General features: G+C 46.6%; 15 protein-coding genes. 1 reads left to right on the top strand and 14 read right to left on the bottom strand.

The window, feature by feature from the left end; all coding sequences use genetic code 11:
• Positions 1-4: 4 nt before the first annotated feature.
• From porZ to leuS, 4 genes are read right to left on the bottom strand one after another with little or no spacing between them, the layout of a single operon-like run.
• Positions 5-1,939: a type IX secretion system anionic LPS delivery protein PorZ gene (gene porZ, locus BMY63_RS05415; protein WP_091915232.1), complete on the bottom strand. Its 1,935-nt coding sequence runs from the start codon at positions 1,937-1,939 to the stop codon at positions 5-7.
• A 30-nt stretch (positions 1,940-1,969) separates the two neighbouring features.
• Positions 1,970-2,614, bottom strand: a complete 645-nt coding sequence (locus tag BMY63_RS05410) for a non-canonical purine NTP diphosphatase (protein WP_091900268.1) — start codon at positions 2,612-2,614, stop codon at positions 1,970-1,972.
• Complete coding sequence (locus BMY63_RS05405; RefSeq protein WP_091915230.1) at positions 2,611-3,588, bottom strand: YitT family protein; 978 nt, start codon at positions 3,586-3,588, stop codon at positions 2,611-2,613. Before BMY63_RS05405 ends, BMY63_RS05410 begins: the two co-directional genes overlap by 4 nt.
• A gap of 4 nt (positions 3,589-3,592) precedes the next feature.
• Positions 3,593-6,415, bottom strand: a complete 2,823-nt coding sequence (gene leuS / locus BMY63_RS05400) for a leucine--tRNA ligase (protein ID WP_091915228.1) — start codon at positions 6,413-6,415, stop codon at positions 3,593-3,595.
• A gap of 186 nt (positions 6,416-6,601) precedes the next feature.
• Here leuS and BMY63_RS05395 point away from each other — a divergent pair, with 186 nt between their 5' ends.
• A complete protein-coding gene (locus BMY63_RS05395; protein WP_256218947.1) occupies positions 6,602-7,474 on the top strand; it encodes a prohibitin family protein in 873 nt (290 codons plus the stop codon).
• Between the two features lie 469 nt (positions 7,475-7,943).
• On the opposite strand, the gene BMY63_RS05390 is transcribed toward BMY63_RS05395, so the two are convergent.
• From BMY63_RS05390 to panC, 10 genes are all read right to left on the bottom strand, one after another.
• On the bottom strand, positions 7,944-8,717 hold the full coding sequence (locus BMY63_RS05390; protein ID WP_091915226.1) for a hypothetical protein: 774 nt from the start codon (positions 8,715-8,717) through the stop codon (positions 7,944-7,946).
• Between the two features lie 1,036 nt (positions 8,718-9,753).
• On the bottom strand, positions 9,754-10,224 hold the full coding sequence (locus tag BMY63_RS05385) for a hypothetical protein (protein WP_091915224.1): 471 nt from the start codon (positions 10,222-10,224) through the stop codon (positions 9,754-9,756).
• 13 nt (positions 10,225-10,237) lie between these two features.
• Positions 10,238-10,462 carry a hypothetical protein gene (locus tag BMY63_RS05380; protein ID WP_143065724.1) on the bottom strand — a complete coding sequence of 75 codons (225 nt, stop codon included), beginning with the start codon at positions 10,460-10,462 and terminating at the stop codon, positions 10,238-10,240.
• A 5-nt stretch (positions 10,463-10,467) separates the two neighbouring features.
• Complete coding sequence (locus tag BMY63_RS05375; protein ID WP_091915220.1) at positions 10,468-11,208, bottom strand: hypothetical protein; 741 nt, start codon at positions 11,206-11,208, stop codon at positions 10,468-10,470.
• A 12-nt stretch (positions 11,209-11,220) separates the two neighbouring features.
• Positions 11,221-11,370, bottom strand: a complete 150-nt coding sequence (locus BMY63_RS12295) for a hypothetical protein (protein WP_176771063.1) — start codon at positions 11,368-11,370, stop codon at positions 11,221-11,223.
• A gap of 252 nt (positions 11,371-11,622) precedes the next feature.
• Positions 11,623-12,408 (bottom strand): Rossmann-like and DUF2520 domain-containing protein, encoded by a 786-nt coding sequence (locus BMY63_RS05370; protein WP_091915218.1) that lies wholly within the window; start codon positions 12,406-12,408, stop codon positions 11,623-11,625.
• Positions 12,405-13,169: a type III pantothenate kinase gene (locus BMY63_RS05365; RefSeq protein WP_091900277.1), complete on the bottom strand. Its 765-nt coding sequence runs from the start codon at positions 13,167-13,169 to the stop codon at positions 12,405-12,407. Before BMY63_RS05365 ends, BMY63_RS05370 begins: the two co-directional genes overlap by 4 nt.
• Positions 13,170-13,190: 21 nt before the next feature.
• The gene (gene coaBC / locus BMY63_RS05360) at positions 13,191-14,387 is read right to left on the bottom strand and encodes a bifunctional phosphopantothenoylcysteine decarboxylase/phosphopantothenate--cysteine ligase CoaBC (protein WP_091915216.1); all 1,197 of its coding nucleotides are present in this window, start codon (positions 14,385-14,387) and stop codon (positions 13,191-13,193) included.
• An 11-nt stretch (positions 14,388-14,398) separates the two neighbouring features.
• Positions 14,399-14,788 carry an aspartate 1-decarboxylase gene (gene panD, locus BMY63_RS05355; protein WP_091900279.1) on the bottom strand — a complete coding sequence of 130 codons (390 nt, stop codon included), beginning with the start codon at positions 14,786-14,788 and terminating at the stop codon, positions 14,399-14,401.
• Between the two features lie 12 nt (positions 14,789-14,800).
• Positions 14,801-15,655 carry a pantoate--beta-alanine ligase gene (gene panC / locus BMY63_RS05350; protein WP_091915214.1) on the bottom strand — a complete coding sequence of 285 codons (855 nt, stop codon included), beginning with the start codon at positions 15,653-15,655 and terminating at the stop codon, positions 14,801-14,803.
• Positions 15,656-15,672: the final 17 nt, after the last annotated feature.

Here is a 15,672-nt window from a genome sequence, read left to right as displayed (position 1 = left end):
TGTTTTAATTGATTATTGCGATCTTACAGACAACTCCTTTTTTACCATCAGAGGTCGCGGTGACTACCATATAGACACCGCTGGCTACTCTCTTGCCTTTACGATCACATCCGTTCCACGTGAACAGACCACCGTTACTTCGTCCTTCTGCTATCAGTGCCCCATTTGAAGAAACAATCTTCACATCGGCATTGAAGGTCAGACCAGTAATGGTGATAAGCCCTGTATAGTCTGGGTAAACAGGATTAGGATAAGCATAGACGTTTTCTTTTGTCATCTCTTCATTTGGTTCAGTAGCAAAGCCTAAATAAGAGCAAAGACCTTTGTCAGTGATAAAGAATATCTCGCCAGATAGGTTATTGATTGAAATAGAAGATACATGATTACTGATGAGTTTGGAGTTATCGGAAGTGAAATTCTCTAACTGTTCAAGGTTGTCTGAACTTATCAGAAAGGCACCATTACCATCGGTACCTAACCATTTTCTATTACCACCATCGACAGCTATACTGTTGATGCTGACACCATTCAACAGATAGTCGGCATAGTTAGTACCATCTTTCCGAGGAATTTTCACCTGATAGAAGGTAACCTCTTCCTGTCCCACTTCTTCATGCTTTATAATGAAAGGTCCGATATCCGTTCCTATCCATATATCACCTTCCTTATCTTCACAGACACAATACACCCATTTTACATTGTATTTCGTTCCGTCCTGATTGATGAAAGTACTATACTTATGTACCACATCATTTGTTTTATCATAACAGAAAACAGCAGGGTCGAACCAATTATCATTGACAAACCACAATAGATTTCTGTTATCGAACGACATACAACGTAAGGCCGCCAGACTGACGCCATGATTGTCAGCGAGCAGATGATGGTGGTGGTCTATCCATTCTTTCTCTGTCGTATACTCCAACAAGCTGACACCGTCGGCCTGACTGTTGAGCACCCAAAGATTTCCATCGTTGTCGAACTTGATACCCAGAATGAGAACATAGTCATTACCAAGTGCTGTCCCTCTGTCTATGGCTCCTTTCAGCGGACTGTTATCTTGATTAAAATATCGGACAAGTTTTCCGTTCATAAACTCATAAAGTCCGCATCTTCCTCCTGCGAAGACATGTGACTCGTTGTAAGGGTCAACATCTATACAACAGATATCCTTATAATCATAGCCTGTTGTCTGATTGACTGTCTCGTCGTAAGAAGTCCAGTTGTTTCCATCAAACATCTGTATGATACCCTGTCGATTAGGATCAGGGATACCAGGCAGAAAATAGCCTCCAGTCGTGAACAGTCTTCCATGGGTGAATGTGGACTCGTAGTGATGATTATAGACAGGTCCGACAGGCTTCAGCGTTGATACCACAGAGATATACTTTTCATAGTCGGTTCTGTTCTTCTCAGGTAGTGAGGTAGGATACTGTGGGTGATTAGGCGTATAAGTACCTGTTATCTCCGCTTTTTGGATATTTATCTTGATAATGGCAAAGTTGGTGACGAGATAGGCAAACATGCCATCGATTCTAACGTCAGTAATCGTCTTGTCTTCTGTCATCGTCTTATCGTAGAGGGCAGAGATATTGATCACCCTACCATCGGGGTCTATCAGATCGATATTTGAGTTGCCATAGACGATGATCAGACGTCTGGCCTGTTGGCTCCAGGCGATATGTGTGATATAAGTATCGCTGAGTCCGTTGATCCTGTCGTAGGTAACGATACTCTGATCATTCAGATGGTATTGGTAGAGTGCGTTAGAGGCCAATACGAAGAGCTCATTCCCTGTGGAACAGATATCCTGTATCTCATGATAGGCGAGCTGATTCTTCCAGGTACCAACTTGTGCTTGTAGTGGTAAAAAAGTAAAAAGGTAAAAAGGTATGAACCATTTTACCAAATTCTTGATAGTGTATTGTCTTGTTCTCATACCTTTTTACTCTTTCACTCTTGTATTATTCTACCTTTTCAGTAAGAACTCTGCCAGTTTTGCTGTGGCACGCGCCCTGTGACTGATCCGGTTCTTGACATCCATGCCGAGCTCAGCAAAGGTCTTGTCGTAACCGTCTGGCTGGAAGACTGGGTCGTAGCCGAAGCCCTCCCCTCCTCTGCGCTCACGAATAATCTCTCCTTCGACGATGCCCTCAAACTGATGGATTTCCTTGATAGAGGTGCATCCGCACGGACAGACATTCTTTTTCTGTATTAACGCAATGACCGTACGGAATCTTGCATGACGATTGTTATTTTCTCCTAATTCGTAGAGAAGACGTGCCATGTTTGCCTCAGAGTCGTGCGATACAAGCGTGGATGCTCCACCAAGAGGATTGTCAGGGAGCGCCGCATATCTGGCACTGTAGACGCCAGGTGCTCCGTTGAGTGCCTCGACTTCCAGACCAGTATCGTCGGCAAAGCAGTCGATATGATAGTGGTCGTAGACATACTGTGCTTTCTGAAGTGCGTTCTCTTCCAAAGTCTTTCCTGTCTCAGGTATGTCCACGTCGCAACCGATATCCTTCAGTGACAACACCTCTATGCTGTCTCCGAGTATCGAACGGATTTCAGAGAGTTTATTCTTGTTGTTCGTTGCGAAGACAATTCTCATTCCTTGATCTCTCCTTCCTGTTTCTTTTGTAATCCTTTTATATCGCCTTCTTTCTTCTTGATCTTTACCTTCATCTCGTCGAAGCCCTCTCCATAGACACCGATGACAGAACTCTGAGAGACGAATGCGTTAGGGTCGATCATCTTGATCAGACGGAACATATTCACGCTCTCGTTCTTCTTGGCCAGGATACAGAGCACCTTCATCTTCCTGCCAGTGTACCAGCCGTGTCCGTCGAGGATGGTCACGCCGTGGTGCATCTGAGTACCGATGGCATTAGCTATCTCCTGCCATTTACGCGAGAAGATAAAGAACTGTACCGACTGTCGTCTGGCGTTCATCACATAGTCGAGGACATAGTTCTCCATGGCCATCACGCAGAAGCCGAACATCACCTTATGAGCTCGTTCTATATAGGTTCCGAACTGTGGGAAGAACATACAAGAGCCGATGATACAGAAGTCTGCCGCAATCAGTACAGAGCCTAATGACACATTATGGTACTTGTTGATAGAGGCAGCGATGATATCCGTACCACCTGTCGAGCCGTTATGGAGGAATACCGTGGCCAAGGCGATACCTGTGATGACACAGCCGATGATCATCGACATGAAGTCCTGTCCCTCACCCATCAGTTTGATAGGTAGTCCGTTGGGCTGTTTAGGGATGATCTCCTGCGCGAACATCAGCAGGAAGTAAAGTGACAGGATGGCGAAGATAGTCTTCATCAGGAACTTAAATCCCAGGATCTTCAGTGCCACCAGCAGTAGGATACCATTGATGATGATATAGGTATTTTCCAGATGGAAGCCCGTGGCATAGTAGATGATGGCAGATAGACCCGTCACACCTCCAGCCACGATCTGATAGGGCATCAGAAACACGGTGAAGGCGATGGTGTACAACACCAGGCCAAGCGTGATGAAGAAATAGTCCTTCACCTCATTCCATATCATTTGGTGATTGATTGTCATTCTCTTATTTGCATACGATGTTCACCATACGTTTAGGGACGATGATAACCTTCATAATCTGTTTGCCGTCGATGTATTTCTGAGCGCGCTCGTCGGCCAGCACAGCCTCCTCGATGGTCTTATTATCAGCATCGGCAGCGAACTGCATCTCGAAGCGGGCCTTACCGTTGAAGGCGATGCCCAGCTTGACCTGGCTCTCTACCAGATACTGCTCATCCCATGTAGGCCACTGTGAGTCGCACACACTACCCTGCTCACCCATCATCTCCCACAGCTCTTCAGCGATATGAGGTGCGAAGGGAGCGATGAGGATTACAAGAGTCTTCAACATCTCCTTGTTCTTGCACTTCTGCTGTGAGAGCTCGTTCACGCAGATCATGAAGGCAGAGATAGAGGTGTTATAGCTGAACTGCTCGATGTCCTGTGACACTTTCTTGATGAGTTTATGCACGCTCTTCAGGTTCTCAGGCGTTGGGTCTGTGGCTGCGTCACAGTCGCATACCGAACTGCAGAGGTTCCAGAACTTCTTCAGGAAGCGGTGACAGCCATCGATACCATTGGTATCCCAGGGCTTCGACTGTTCCACAGGTCCGAGGAACATCTCGTAGAGACGCAGGGTGTCGGCACCATACTTCTCGACGATCATATCCGGGTTCACCACGTTGAACATCGACTTCGACATCTTCTCGATGGCCCAGCCGCACTTGTACTGACCGTTCTCGAGAATGAACTCCGCATTCTGATAGTCGGGGCGCCAAGCCTTGAAGGCTTCGATGTCGAGGATATCAGCAGAAACGATATTGACGTCGACGTGGATAGGTGTCGTGGTGTACTGATCCTTTAGTCCGAAGCTGACGAACTTACCTTTCTCGCTACCTTCCTCGACACGATACACGAAGTTGGAGCGTCCCTGGATCATACCTTGGTTAACCAGCTTCTTGAAAGGCTCGTCCTCGCAGCTGTAGCCAGAGTCGAAGAGGAACTTATTCCAGAAACGGCTGTAGATCAAGTGACCAGTAGCGTGCTCAGTACCACCCACATAGAGGTCCACATTACGCCAGTACTCATCAGCATCCTTGCTCACAAGAGCGGTCTCATTCTTCGGATCCATGTATCGCAGGTAATAAGCCGAGCTACCAGCGAAACCAGGCATGGTGTTCAGCTCCAAGGGGAAGATGGTCTTATGGTCGATGAGATCCTTAGAGACCACCTGATTCTTCTCTGTGTCCCAAGCCCACATCTTAGCGCGTCCCAATGGGGGCTCACCAGTCTCCGTGGGTTTGTACTCATCGATCTCAGGCAGCTCCAGGGGCAGACACTCCTTCGGAATCATGTAAGGCATGTCGTCCTTGTAGTACACAGGGAACGGCTCACCCCAGTAACGCTGGCGAGAGAAGATGGCGTCGCGCAGACGGTAGTTCACCTTCACACGACCCAGTCCCTGCTCTGTCACATATTTTTTGGTGGCAGCGATGGCCTCTTTAACGGTCAGGCCGTTGAGTGAGAACTTGGCTGAAGCAGAGTTGCAGACGATACCCTCCTTGGCGTCGTAGCTCTCCTCACTGACATCTGCACCTTCGATCAATGGGATGATGGGCAGACCAAAGTGCTTGGCGAAGGCATAGTCGCGAGAGTCGTGGGCAGGCACAGCCATGATGGCACCTGTACCGTAGCCAGCCAGCACGTATTCGGCAATCCAGATGGGGATCTTCTCATCCGTGAAAGGATTGATGGCGTAGCTTCCAGAGAACACACCAGTAACCTTATGATCCATCTGGCGGTCGCGCTCCGTACGCTTCTTCACGTAGTCGAGGTATTTCTCCACTTCTTCCTTCTGCTCTGGAGTGGTCAGCTCAGCCACAAGGTCACTCTCAGGAGCGAGCACCATGAACGTCACACCAAACATCGTGTCGGCACGCGTGGTGAAGATGGTGAAGTGCTTATCTGAATCAGCGACGTTAAACTCAACCTCAGTACCCTCAGAGCGACCGATCCAGTTGCGCTGCGTCTCCTTCAGTGAGTCGGTCCAGTCGATCTTATCGAGACCGTCGAGCAGGCGCTGAGCATAGGCGCTCACCCTGAGACACCACTGGCGCATCTTCTTCTGTACCACAGGATAGCCGCCACGTACGCTGACACCATCGACCACCTCGTCGTTGGCCAGCACCGTGCCGAGCTTCGGGCACCAGTTCACCATCGTATCGGCCAGATAGGCGATGCGGTAGTTCATCAGCACCTCCTGCTTCTTCTTCTCAGAGAAGCCGGCCCAGTCGGCAGCGGTGAAGTGCAGCTCCTCAGTACCGAGGGCGTTACAATTCTCCGTTCCCATCAGTTCGAAGTGCTCGATGAGTTTGATGGTAGGCTGCGCCTTGTGAGAGGATGTGCTGTAGTAGCTCTTGAACATCCGCTGGAAGGCCCACTGCGTCCATTTGTAGTAGATAGGATCACAAGTGCGCACCTCGCGCTCCCAGTCGAACGAGAAGCCGATCTTATCCAACTGCGAACGATAGCGGTCGATATTCTCGAAGGTGGTCTTCTCAGGGTGTTGACCAGTCTGAATGGCATACTGCTCTGCCGGCAGACCGTAGGCATCGTAACCCATCGGGTTCAGGACGTTGAAACCCTGCTGACGCTTATAACGGGCGTAGATATCCGAAGCGATGTATCCGAGGGGGTGGCCAACATGCAGACCGGCTCCTGACGGATAGGGGAACATATTCAGTACGTAAAATTTCTTTTTGTTCTTGTCCTCCACCACGCGGTAGGTCTTGTTCTCCACCCATCGCTTCTGCCATTTCTGTTCGATGTCTCTGAAATTGTAATCCATTGTATGTCTATTTTTTATTGTTTCCGTACATTATAGTTTGAGGGTGCAAAGATACGAATAAGTGAGCAGACCGCCAAAAGAAAAGACTGATAGTTGTGAAAATGTTCCTAAAAAGTGACGTTAAAAGGAAAAAAAGCAATATATTTGCAATTGAATTATTGACAAAATTAAACGATTAAAGATTTTATGGAATTTGGTTTGAAAAGTGTAGATCAGAGATGGCGACCGCTGGTTGTCATCGGTGGTGCCATTCTCTTTGTGATGATATTCTTTGCGATGTGCTGTACGGTGGTCGACTCCGGTGAGGTGGGCATCCGCTTTCATAAATGGTCGCTCAACGAGCAGGATTATGGTGGTGTGGAAGGCACGTGCAAGGGTTGGGTGTTTTATAATCCCGTCACCACAAGTGTGTTTACCTACCCGACATTTACACAGCGTAAGCAGTACGAGACATTCTCTGTTAATGCCAAGGACGCCTCGCTCTTCGAGATGGATCCAACTATTGCCTATCGTATCAATCCTGATAAGGCCTGTGACATCTTCACCAAGTACCGTGTGGGTGTGAAGGAGTTGGAAGAAGGCTATATCCGTACCTGTATCTACGAGGCCTATCGTACTTGTGCCAACCAGTATACCTCTGACTCACTGATGTCGAATCGTGCTAATTTCGAACGCGACGTACGTGCCCGTCTGGAGAAATCGCTGATGGCCGAGGGCTTCCTTGTCGAGGAGTTTACTTCGAAGATCACCCCTCCCTCGTCGCTGCTCTCGATGATCGATGCCAAGAATACCGCCATCCAGAGCGCTCTGAAAGCCGAAAACGAGGTGAAGGAGGCTGAGGCCAATGCTAAAATTGCCGTTGCCAAGGCTGAAGGTAATGCCAAGGCCATGAAGATCAAAGCTGATGCAGAAGCCTATTATAACCGCACCATCGCTGCTTCGCTCTCTCCGATGATTGTCCAAGAGGACATGATTGAGAAGTGGGACGGCAAGATGCCTCAGATCATGACAGGCAACGGCGGCATGATGATGGACATCTCGAAGATTGTAGGTAAGTGATATAATATCCATTGTGATATATCTTTACAAACGACCGCTCATAACTCGCGTGGCAGACAGGAACATCAGAGTGCGCCTCCTACACGCGAGTTATGAGTTGTTTATGTAATCACCTTATTATCAGACGATTATATAAACACAAGAAAGGGGTAGGACTTTTCCCTCAAAGAGATAGGCTCTATGAGTCATGGAGATAGGGTTTACGAACGAAGGAGATAATCCCTATACCCTGTAAGAGATAATCCCTTTCACTCGTAAGTGCCATTCCTTATAGTCATGGAGCCTATCTCTTTGACCGTTAGAAGCCACCCCTACCCATAGTAGCCCCCTTCCCTACTCCGGACAGGTCCTAAGCACGCCCTAACAGCCCAAAAAAGGCATAAAAGTCCCCCTTGGTTTTTCTAGTTCACAACTTCAGACGACCACTTTTTTCGGCACTTTTTCATGACAAATGTTTCTTACGTTAAACTTACCACTTTAACTTCTCAAAATCAGCCTTATTATTCTCGTTCGGGATATATTCCTGGGTATTCTTGTTGACACAAACAGATTTTATAACTCCCTTTGACATGTCATCTAAACTGCATACAAATTGTGGATGATCTAAGAAGTCGGTAACTATCATCTTTCCGTCCTCAACAACTAGATGTCTAACATTCTTATTAAAGAAGATGTCATCAGGATAAGTCTCATAAATACTGCCTTTACCTATCAAGTTATTATGAAGATCACGGACGGACAAAACCAAATTATAACTATATGAGCTAAGAACATGATTCAACTCTATCTTGATGCCATAATCCTTAAATTGCTTCTTCTTGAACAATCTCTCATTTCTATATCCATTGGCTCTGAATTCCTGATGAAGTTTCAGAAATATGTCCAAAGGAATATGACGAACTGTAGAGGCTAGGCGATAGGCTCTTTCCAACAAAGACAGATAATATTCAAAGCGTGCGGTCTCATCAGAGAGATTCAGATAATCACGAATCTCTTCATCCTCCACATGGAGACTTACATGCATGCAAGAAACCGAGCACTCTTTTATCGAACTCTGCTCTCTCGTGATTTGACAAAAGAACATGTTGTATGGTCCGTCTGATGGAATATGCATCTTCCTGATTTGCAATGAGAGGTAATTAGATATAAACCATGTGTTATAGTCAAACCTATTATCAAACTCCTTACCAAATCCTGACCCAGCCCCAGAACGGGCATTCAATATGATATATCTATAATTCATAAGTCGAATATGTTATGGTCTCTGATGTTTCCGGTCATCCAATTTGCCTCGCCTCCTCAATTCATCTGCACGGTTCCTTTCATATTCCAAAATCCTCGCACAGTTTTGTCCTGAGACCCCTGAGCAATCCTTGAGCCAGTCGAAGAGCTTGTCGAAGCATCGAAGTATCCGTGGTGAGATTGCAGTCTATTTAATCATAGTTCCTTCGACAGGCTCAGGGACCGCTCTGCAACCGTAGGCTATATTTCTCCCTTAAGTAATATTACATATCATTCTCCTATTCACATCTATCGTGCCATCTTTGTGACAGACTGGTTTTACATACATATTTCCTTCACATCAGATTTATGCGCGAGATTCTTTAATATAGGCGATAGCAATATGATTCAGAAACGCTACTTGCATCTGCTTCCTTAAAAGTGTATCTTACATATTTCTTTCGCTTCAGGAAATCATTCCTAATCTTTTCTAAAACTTTTTTCGGTAGCGGACATCTTTTCCAAGGGGTATTATGCCTCCACTTATGATTTGAATCAGAATAGAATTCCCGTGGGAAATGTTGTTTTTGAACAACAAGATTATTTATTTCTACTGCATATACTCTTTTATAGTCCTCCTTTTGACAGCTATCTTTCTCAAATACGACTTTCCCTAGGACAATTACACTATAATGTGATAGCGTATCATACTTGATATCACAGTCAAAAAGAGGCTCAGAGATAGTACCACATGAAACACAATCTCCTTCTATATAACTTGTTCTGAAAGAAACAGAATCCAAAGAGACATCGGGTATGTCTTTCGTACTTACTGTACCAAAGAACTTCTCACATGACATGGATGTGCCACAACTCACCAACAAACAACACGTCAATAGAATAAGTAACTGTTTCATGCAATATCTTATGCAGGTAGAAAGCTTTATATCGAGGGCAAATATAGGCAATTTGTTTGAAACGGACAAATCTGTGAGGCGGATTATATGTACTACCCGTCACAAATACAAAAACAGCCCACGGGCTATAATGCTTCTAACTCAATCCCTTATTACATATTTGTCTAATTCTTCAAAATATCTTTCCATTTCTTCTATATTCATAAGAGGAGGATAAACCGCGCAATAAAACCGTCTTAGTATATCCAACGTTATAAGGTGTTTATGTCTTTTATACCAAAACTTTATTTCCTTTAAAAGCTTTTTGTCTATTCGAGGCATCTCATGTGGAGTAGCCCCCCAAAAGTTTCTATCAGACATATAAGAAATTGCAACTAGGAAATCTCGTAGTTTACTATCTTCTGCTTCATTCAGTCTACATATCTTTTCTTTCTTTATTCTCTTCTTAAGAGTGGATATGTTTACACAAAATACAGAATCGACATCTGTAATCGTCTTGTAACATATGGCGCACCAATCATCTTCCATCCCCAAACTATCAACACTTGCAGGAGTTCCCCACATGTTAAGGCTGATTAATACCGTGAGAGCAACTATTACGATATACTTCATATACTATAATAAATTAGCGGATTACACTTGTGACATTGTTTGATTTGTCGAAATTAATATAGATTGTCTTTAATGTTTCATTATTAGTTCCTATAACAGGTATTTCCATCTTTCCATCAGATATGTACTTGTAGGGCTGGGTGTCGCGGTTCAGCACCATCGCCTTCAGCGTGTCCACGATACCATACTTGCCGTTCTGCATCCTGCCCCTGCGCTCAACTATTCTTGCTACCGACATCTCCATCACTGATTATTTCCAACATATCGAATAGAAAAGATAATCCAGTCAAGTGTTCCCCTATTGATGTCCTTCTCCCAATGAACATCCGATATCACATATTCCCTTAATCGTTGGGCAATGTCCTCCTCTATCTTTGTGGGTATTTGAGGTCTGATTACCTTCACTTTCGTATCTGTCGTGTTTCCCTCCTTGTCTGCCTTACACTTTACACTCATCACCATTTCTCCTTCATATTTCAAGAAACAAGCTATCTCGTCTATCTTCTTCTGCAGTAAAAGAAATAAACTGTCATTCCCTTCAATATAATTGGCGCCTATATGATCAGGCATAAACCTTTTATCATCACTTGGAGTACTTTCGCACCGCATACGGTTAATATAGTTCACAATGGTATCATTATTTGCGTAAGTCTTACCATTTTGAACGATATAAGTCTTATTCATACAAACTTCCTGCCTAACAGTATCAGAATCGAAGAAATAGAGTTTACATCTTACAGGAAAGTATACATCTTCTGTTTCTGGCAAACGAGACAGAAGGTGTTTAAGAGTATCTATATGATTCTGAGACGATACAATATACTCTTCCGTATACCCGTTCTGTCTCTCAAAATTAGAGCACGTAGAGACCTGAACAGGATATTTATCCCAATCATCATACCTAATCATCAGACTGTCAATATTTGCACAATTTGTTTCTATAGACAAAAACAGAAACGAAAGCAATAATAGTATCTTTTTCATATCACTCTATTTTTATTCCCAGGTATATAACCAAAACTCAACTGCTTCAGAAGGATTCACAATGTTACCGCTATAGGCAATCGTGAGGTTGTCGACGACACCGTATGACCCGCTCTGCATCCTGCCCCTGCGCTCCAGGTGCTTGATGTTGCCGTTGGCCATCACAGAAGAACTGTTCTTTTACAATCCCATGCGATATATGGTTGATACCAAGGGCAAATATAGGCAATTTGTCTGAAACGACCAAATCTGTGAGGTAAATTATGGGGTATCCCTTCGATGCTTCAACAAACCAAAAAAGGAATAAAAGTCCCCCTCGGTTTTTTCTAGTTCACAACTTCAGACAAGCACTTTTTTAGGACAAACGAAGGTACCAATGCAGACTTAGGGAGCGCAGACTTAGGAACCTTGGTTTTAGAGATGATGTTGGGTGGCGTCGTCATGGATGCTGTCGGCCATGAGGCGGTAGATCTGGCGTGTACGTTCGTCGTGGATCAGCGATAGCTGTTTGTCCATCACACTGACGTCGTAACGCACCATAGGACCCGTCTGAGCGTCTTTTGGCGACATGACGGTGACTTTCTTAGCCACCTCTTTTATCAATGGTAGGAATAGGCGGAAGTCAATCTCTTCCTCTTGCAGTATCCGTTCTGCCAAACGGTAGCAGTGGTTGGTGAGGTTGGCTGCGAATACGGCGGCCAGGTGGAGCTTGGCCCTTCTTGACGAGTCGACCTCCTGCACATGGTCTGAGATGCTCTCGGCCAGTGTCTGTATCATGGTCAGCGTCTCTGCATCGGAGGCCTCAACAAAACAAGGTATCTCTTTGAAGTCGACCTTTCTCGTCTTGGAAAACGTCTGCATGGGATAGAGTACGCCATAGTGAACAGCCTGTGTGTCGAAGATCTCCATAGGAACACTGCCTGCTGTGTGCATGAACACAGCCTTCGTCCTGTCTGGACAGAGGGACTCGGCCAGTCCTTTAATGGCATCGTCCTTGACACTTATGATATAAGCGTCTGCATCAGTGCGGACATCAGACAGCGTTGAAACAGCCTGACAACCTAGTTTGTTGGCCAGTGTTGTGGCGTGCTCCGGGGTGGGACTGTACACCTGCATGATGTTGTGTCCGCTGTCTTGCAGAGCCAGTGACAGTTGTGTGGCGAGATTGCCAGAACCCAGGATGACCAGTTGGTAGCTCATAGTTGCATTGCTTTAAAGAGTCCCTTGAACTGCAGGTATTCATCATTTGTAATCTGGTTCTTGCAGTAAGGAATGATCTGCTTGGCCATGCCACCAGTGGCGATGATATGTACGGCACCGTTGAGTGTAGGTTTGATACGGTCGATGATGCCGTCAATCATGGCAGCAGTACCATATACGATACCACTCTGCATGCATTCTAAGGTGTTGCGACCAATGAGATGGTGTGGTTTCTCGATGTTGATAGCAGGAAGCTGAGATGCTCTCTTACAGAGGGCGTTTAACGAGGTTTTCACACCTGGTATGATCATGCCACCGATAAAACAACCATGCTCGTCGATCACGCCGACGGTGGTGGCTGTGCCCATATCGATGACGATGGCAGGTGCTCCATGACAGAGGACAGCCCCGATAGCATCAGCCAGACGGTCGTTGCCCAGCTGTGTAGGTGATTCCACGTGAATGTCAATCACCTTCATCGCATCATCGATACTAAAGAAACGTGGTACGATACCGGTAAGGTCGATGATAGCTTGGGCAACATCATCGTTGACCTCGGGTACTACTGATGAGATGGTGACAGACTGGATGTCAGTCAGCGACACCTCGTATTTCCTCATGCTTGTCTTCAGCTCATAGCGGAAGAAACTGACGGTCTCATCTTTCAGGGTCTTGAACCGCCATGTGCTACGGATATTCCCATCGCTGTCAGCTACAGCGATCACGATGGTGGAGTTGCCGATATCAATCAGTATGTGCATCTTCTCTGGGGTTTGCGTATCTCAAGCCTTGATCATGTCAGCGATATGGCTGAGAATCATGTCGGCCGTTTCCTCCTTGGAACAGAGCGGCAGTTCCTTGACCTCCGTCTGTGATATGAGAGTGACCTTATTCGTATCGACGCCAAAGCCGGTATCGCGACTAGAGATAGAGTTGGCGCAGATAAGGTCGGCATGCTTCTTCATGAGCTTTGCCTGCGAGTTTTCCAGAAGGTTCTCCGTCTCCATGGAGAAGCCCACGAGCACCTGTCCCTTTGGCTTATGGTCGCCAAGGTATTGCAGGATGTCCTTTGTGCGTGACAGAGGAATATTCAGGTCGTCATCACCTTTCTTCATCTTCTGTGAGGAGCAGTGTGATGGCGTATAATCGGCAACAGCACTACACATGATGATGACATCCTGATCCTGACTGCGTGTGGTGACGGCATCAAACATCTCTTGTGCTGTTGTGACGGATACCTTCTTGATGCCTGTAAAAGGTTGAATGGCGACAGGTCCGGAGACCAGAGTTACCTCGGCACCACGGAGTACAGCCATCTTGGCAATGGCATATCCCATCTTACCAGAGGAATGGTTGGTGATACAACGTACGGGGTCGATAGGCTCTTGGGTGGGACCAGCCGTGATGAGCACTCTCCTACCCTTGAGATCTTTCTCTTTAGCCAGATGGAGCAGGATATGCTCCAGTAGGGTCTCCTCGGCAGGCATCTTGCCACTGCCGATATCACCACAGGCCAGTCGGCCTTCTACAGGAGCAATAATATGATAGCCGTAGTTCTTGAGCTTCTTGAGATTGTCCTGCAGGATGGGGTTCTCCCACATGCCTGTGTTCATGGCTGGTGAGAAGAGCACTGGAGCCTTCGTTGCCATGATGGTGGTGGTGAGCATATCGTCGCAGATGCCACAGGCCACCTTGCCGATGACATTTGCCGTACAGGGAGCCACGAGAAACAGGTCGCCTTTCTTGGCCAACGAGACATGTTTCACGTCGAAGTTGAAGTTACGATCGAAGGTGTCGACGATGCACTTGTTGTTTGTCAGTGTCTCAAACGTCATCGGTGTGATGAAGTGCGTGGCATTCTGTGTCATGATGACATGCACATCGGCATTCAACTTGACCAGCATAGAGGCAAGATTGGCAGTCTTGTAGGCTGCGATGCTTCCTGTTACGCCGAGTACGATGGTCTTTCCTGTAAGCATATCTTGAAGGGCTATTGTTCGCTGAGCAGTCCGTGCTTCTCGTAGTTGGTCTTGCGCACAATCTTATTATTGCCGTCGACGAAGAGTACGACGGGCTTGTGCTGAGAGGCCTCCTCTGGAGTCATGCTGGCATAGGCCATGATGATGATCTTATCGCCAACATTGACGCATCTGGCAGCAGCGCCGTTCAGACAAATGATGCCAGAGTCTTCCTCGCCAGCGATGGCATAGGTCTCGAAGCGGTTACCGTTGTCGATATCGGCAATCTCCACTTTCTCGTATTCCATGATGCCCGACTCCTGTAACAGCCTTGAGTCAATGGTGATGCTGCCAACATAGTCAAGGTCTGCCTGTGTCACGACGGCACGGTGTATCTTAGCTTTGAGCAGTGTTATTTCCATTTCCTAGATATATTATGAGTGATTTGTGCCAATGATGAAGTTGTCGATCAGACGTGTCTTGCCGATATAAACGGCAATAGCAACAAGCGTCTCACCCTCGATCTTGTCGACGCGTTGTATGTTCTCGAAGTCGACGACCTCGACGTAGTCTATGCGTGCCAAGGGCTCGCTCTGCAGACTATTCTTGATGATGGCGATGATTGTCTTTGCGTCTTTCTCACCGCTTTCGATCGCTTCTTTACCCTTCTTCAGACTCTTAGAGAGGATCAGGGCTGCCTGACGCTCCTCGGCATTGAGATAGGTATTCCGACTTGACTTAGCCAGACCGTCGTCTTCGCGGACGATGGGACAGGCGATAATCTCAAGAGGGAAGTTCAGGTCGCGTACAAAACGTCGGATGGTTGCCAACTGCTGGGCGTCCTTCTGACCAAAGTAGGCGCGATCGGGCGTTACGATGTTAAACAGCTTTCCCACCACAGTGCATACACCACGGAAGTGAACGGGGCGAACGGCACCACAGAGCAGTTCTGTGGTCTCTGTCGTGTCAATGAACGAGGTGAAGTGGCCAGGATACATCTCCGATGGCTCTGGGTTGAAGATCAGGTCACCCCCAGCCTCCTCAACCGCCTTTATGTCACGGTTGAGGTCACGTGGATAAGCCTCCAGATCCTCGTTAGGACCGAACTGTATGGGGTTAACGAATACAGAGACGACGGTACGGTCGTTCTGACTTGCCGACTTCTTGATGAGACTCTGGTGACCCTCATGCAGATAGCCCATGGTGGGCACAAGTCCTACGGAGAGGCCTTCCTGCCTCCATCCGCCGACAATCTCTCTTACTTCTTTAATAGTCTTTACAACCTTCATATTACTAATAAATAAAT

The sequence above is a fragment of the Prevotella aff. ruminicola Tc2-24 genome (assembly GCF_900110895.1).
GTDB lineage: Bacteria > Bacteroidota > Bacteroidia > Bacteroidales > Bacteroidaceae > Prevotella.
This window is presented reverse-complemented; position numbering and strand designations above follow the sequence as displayed.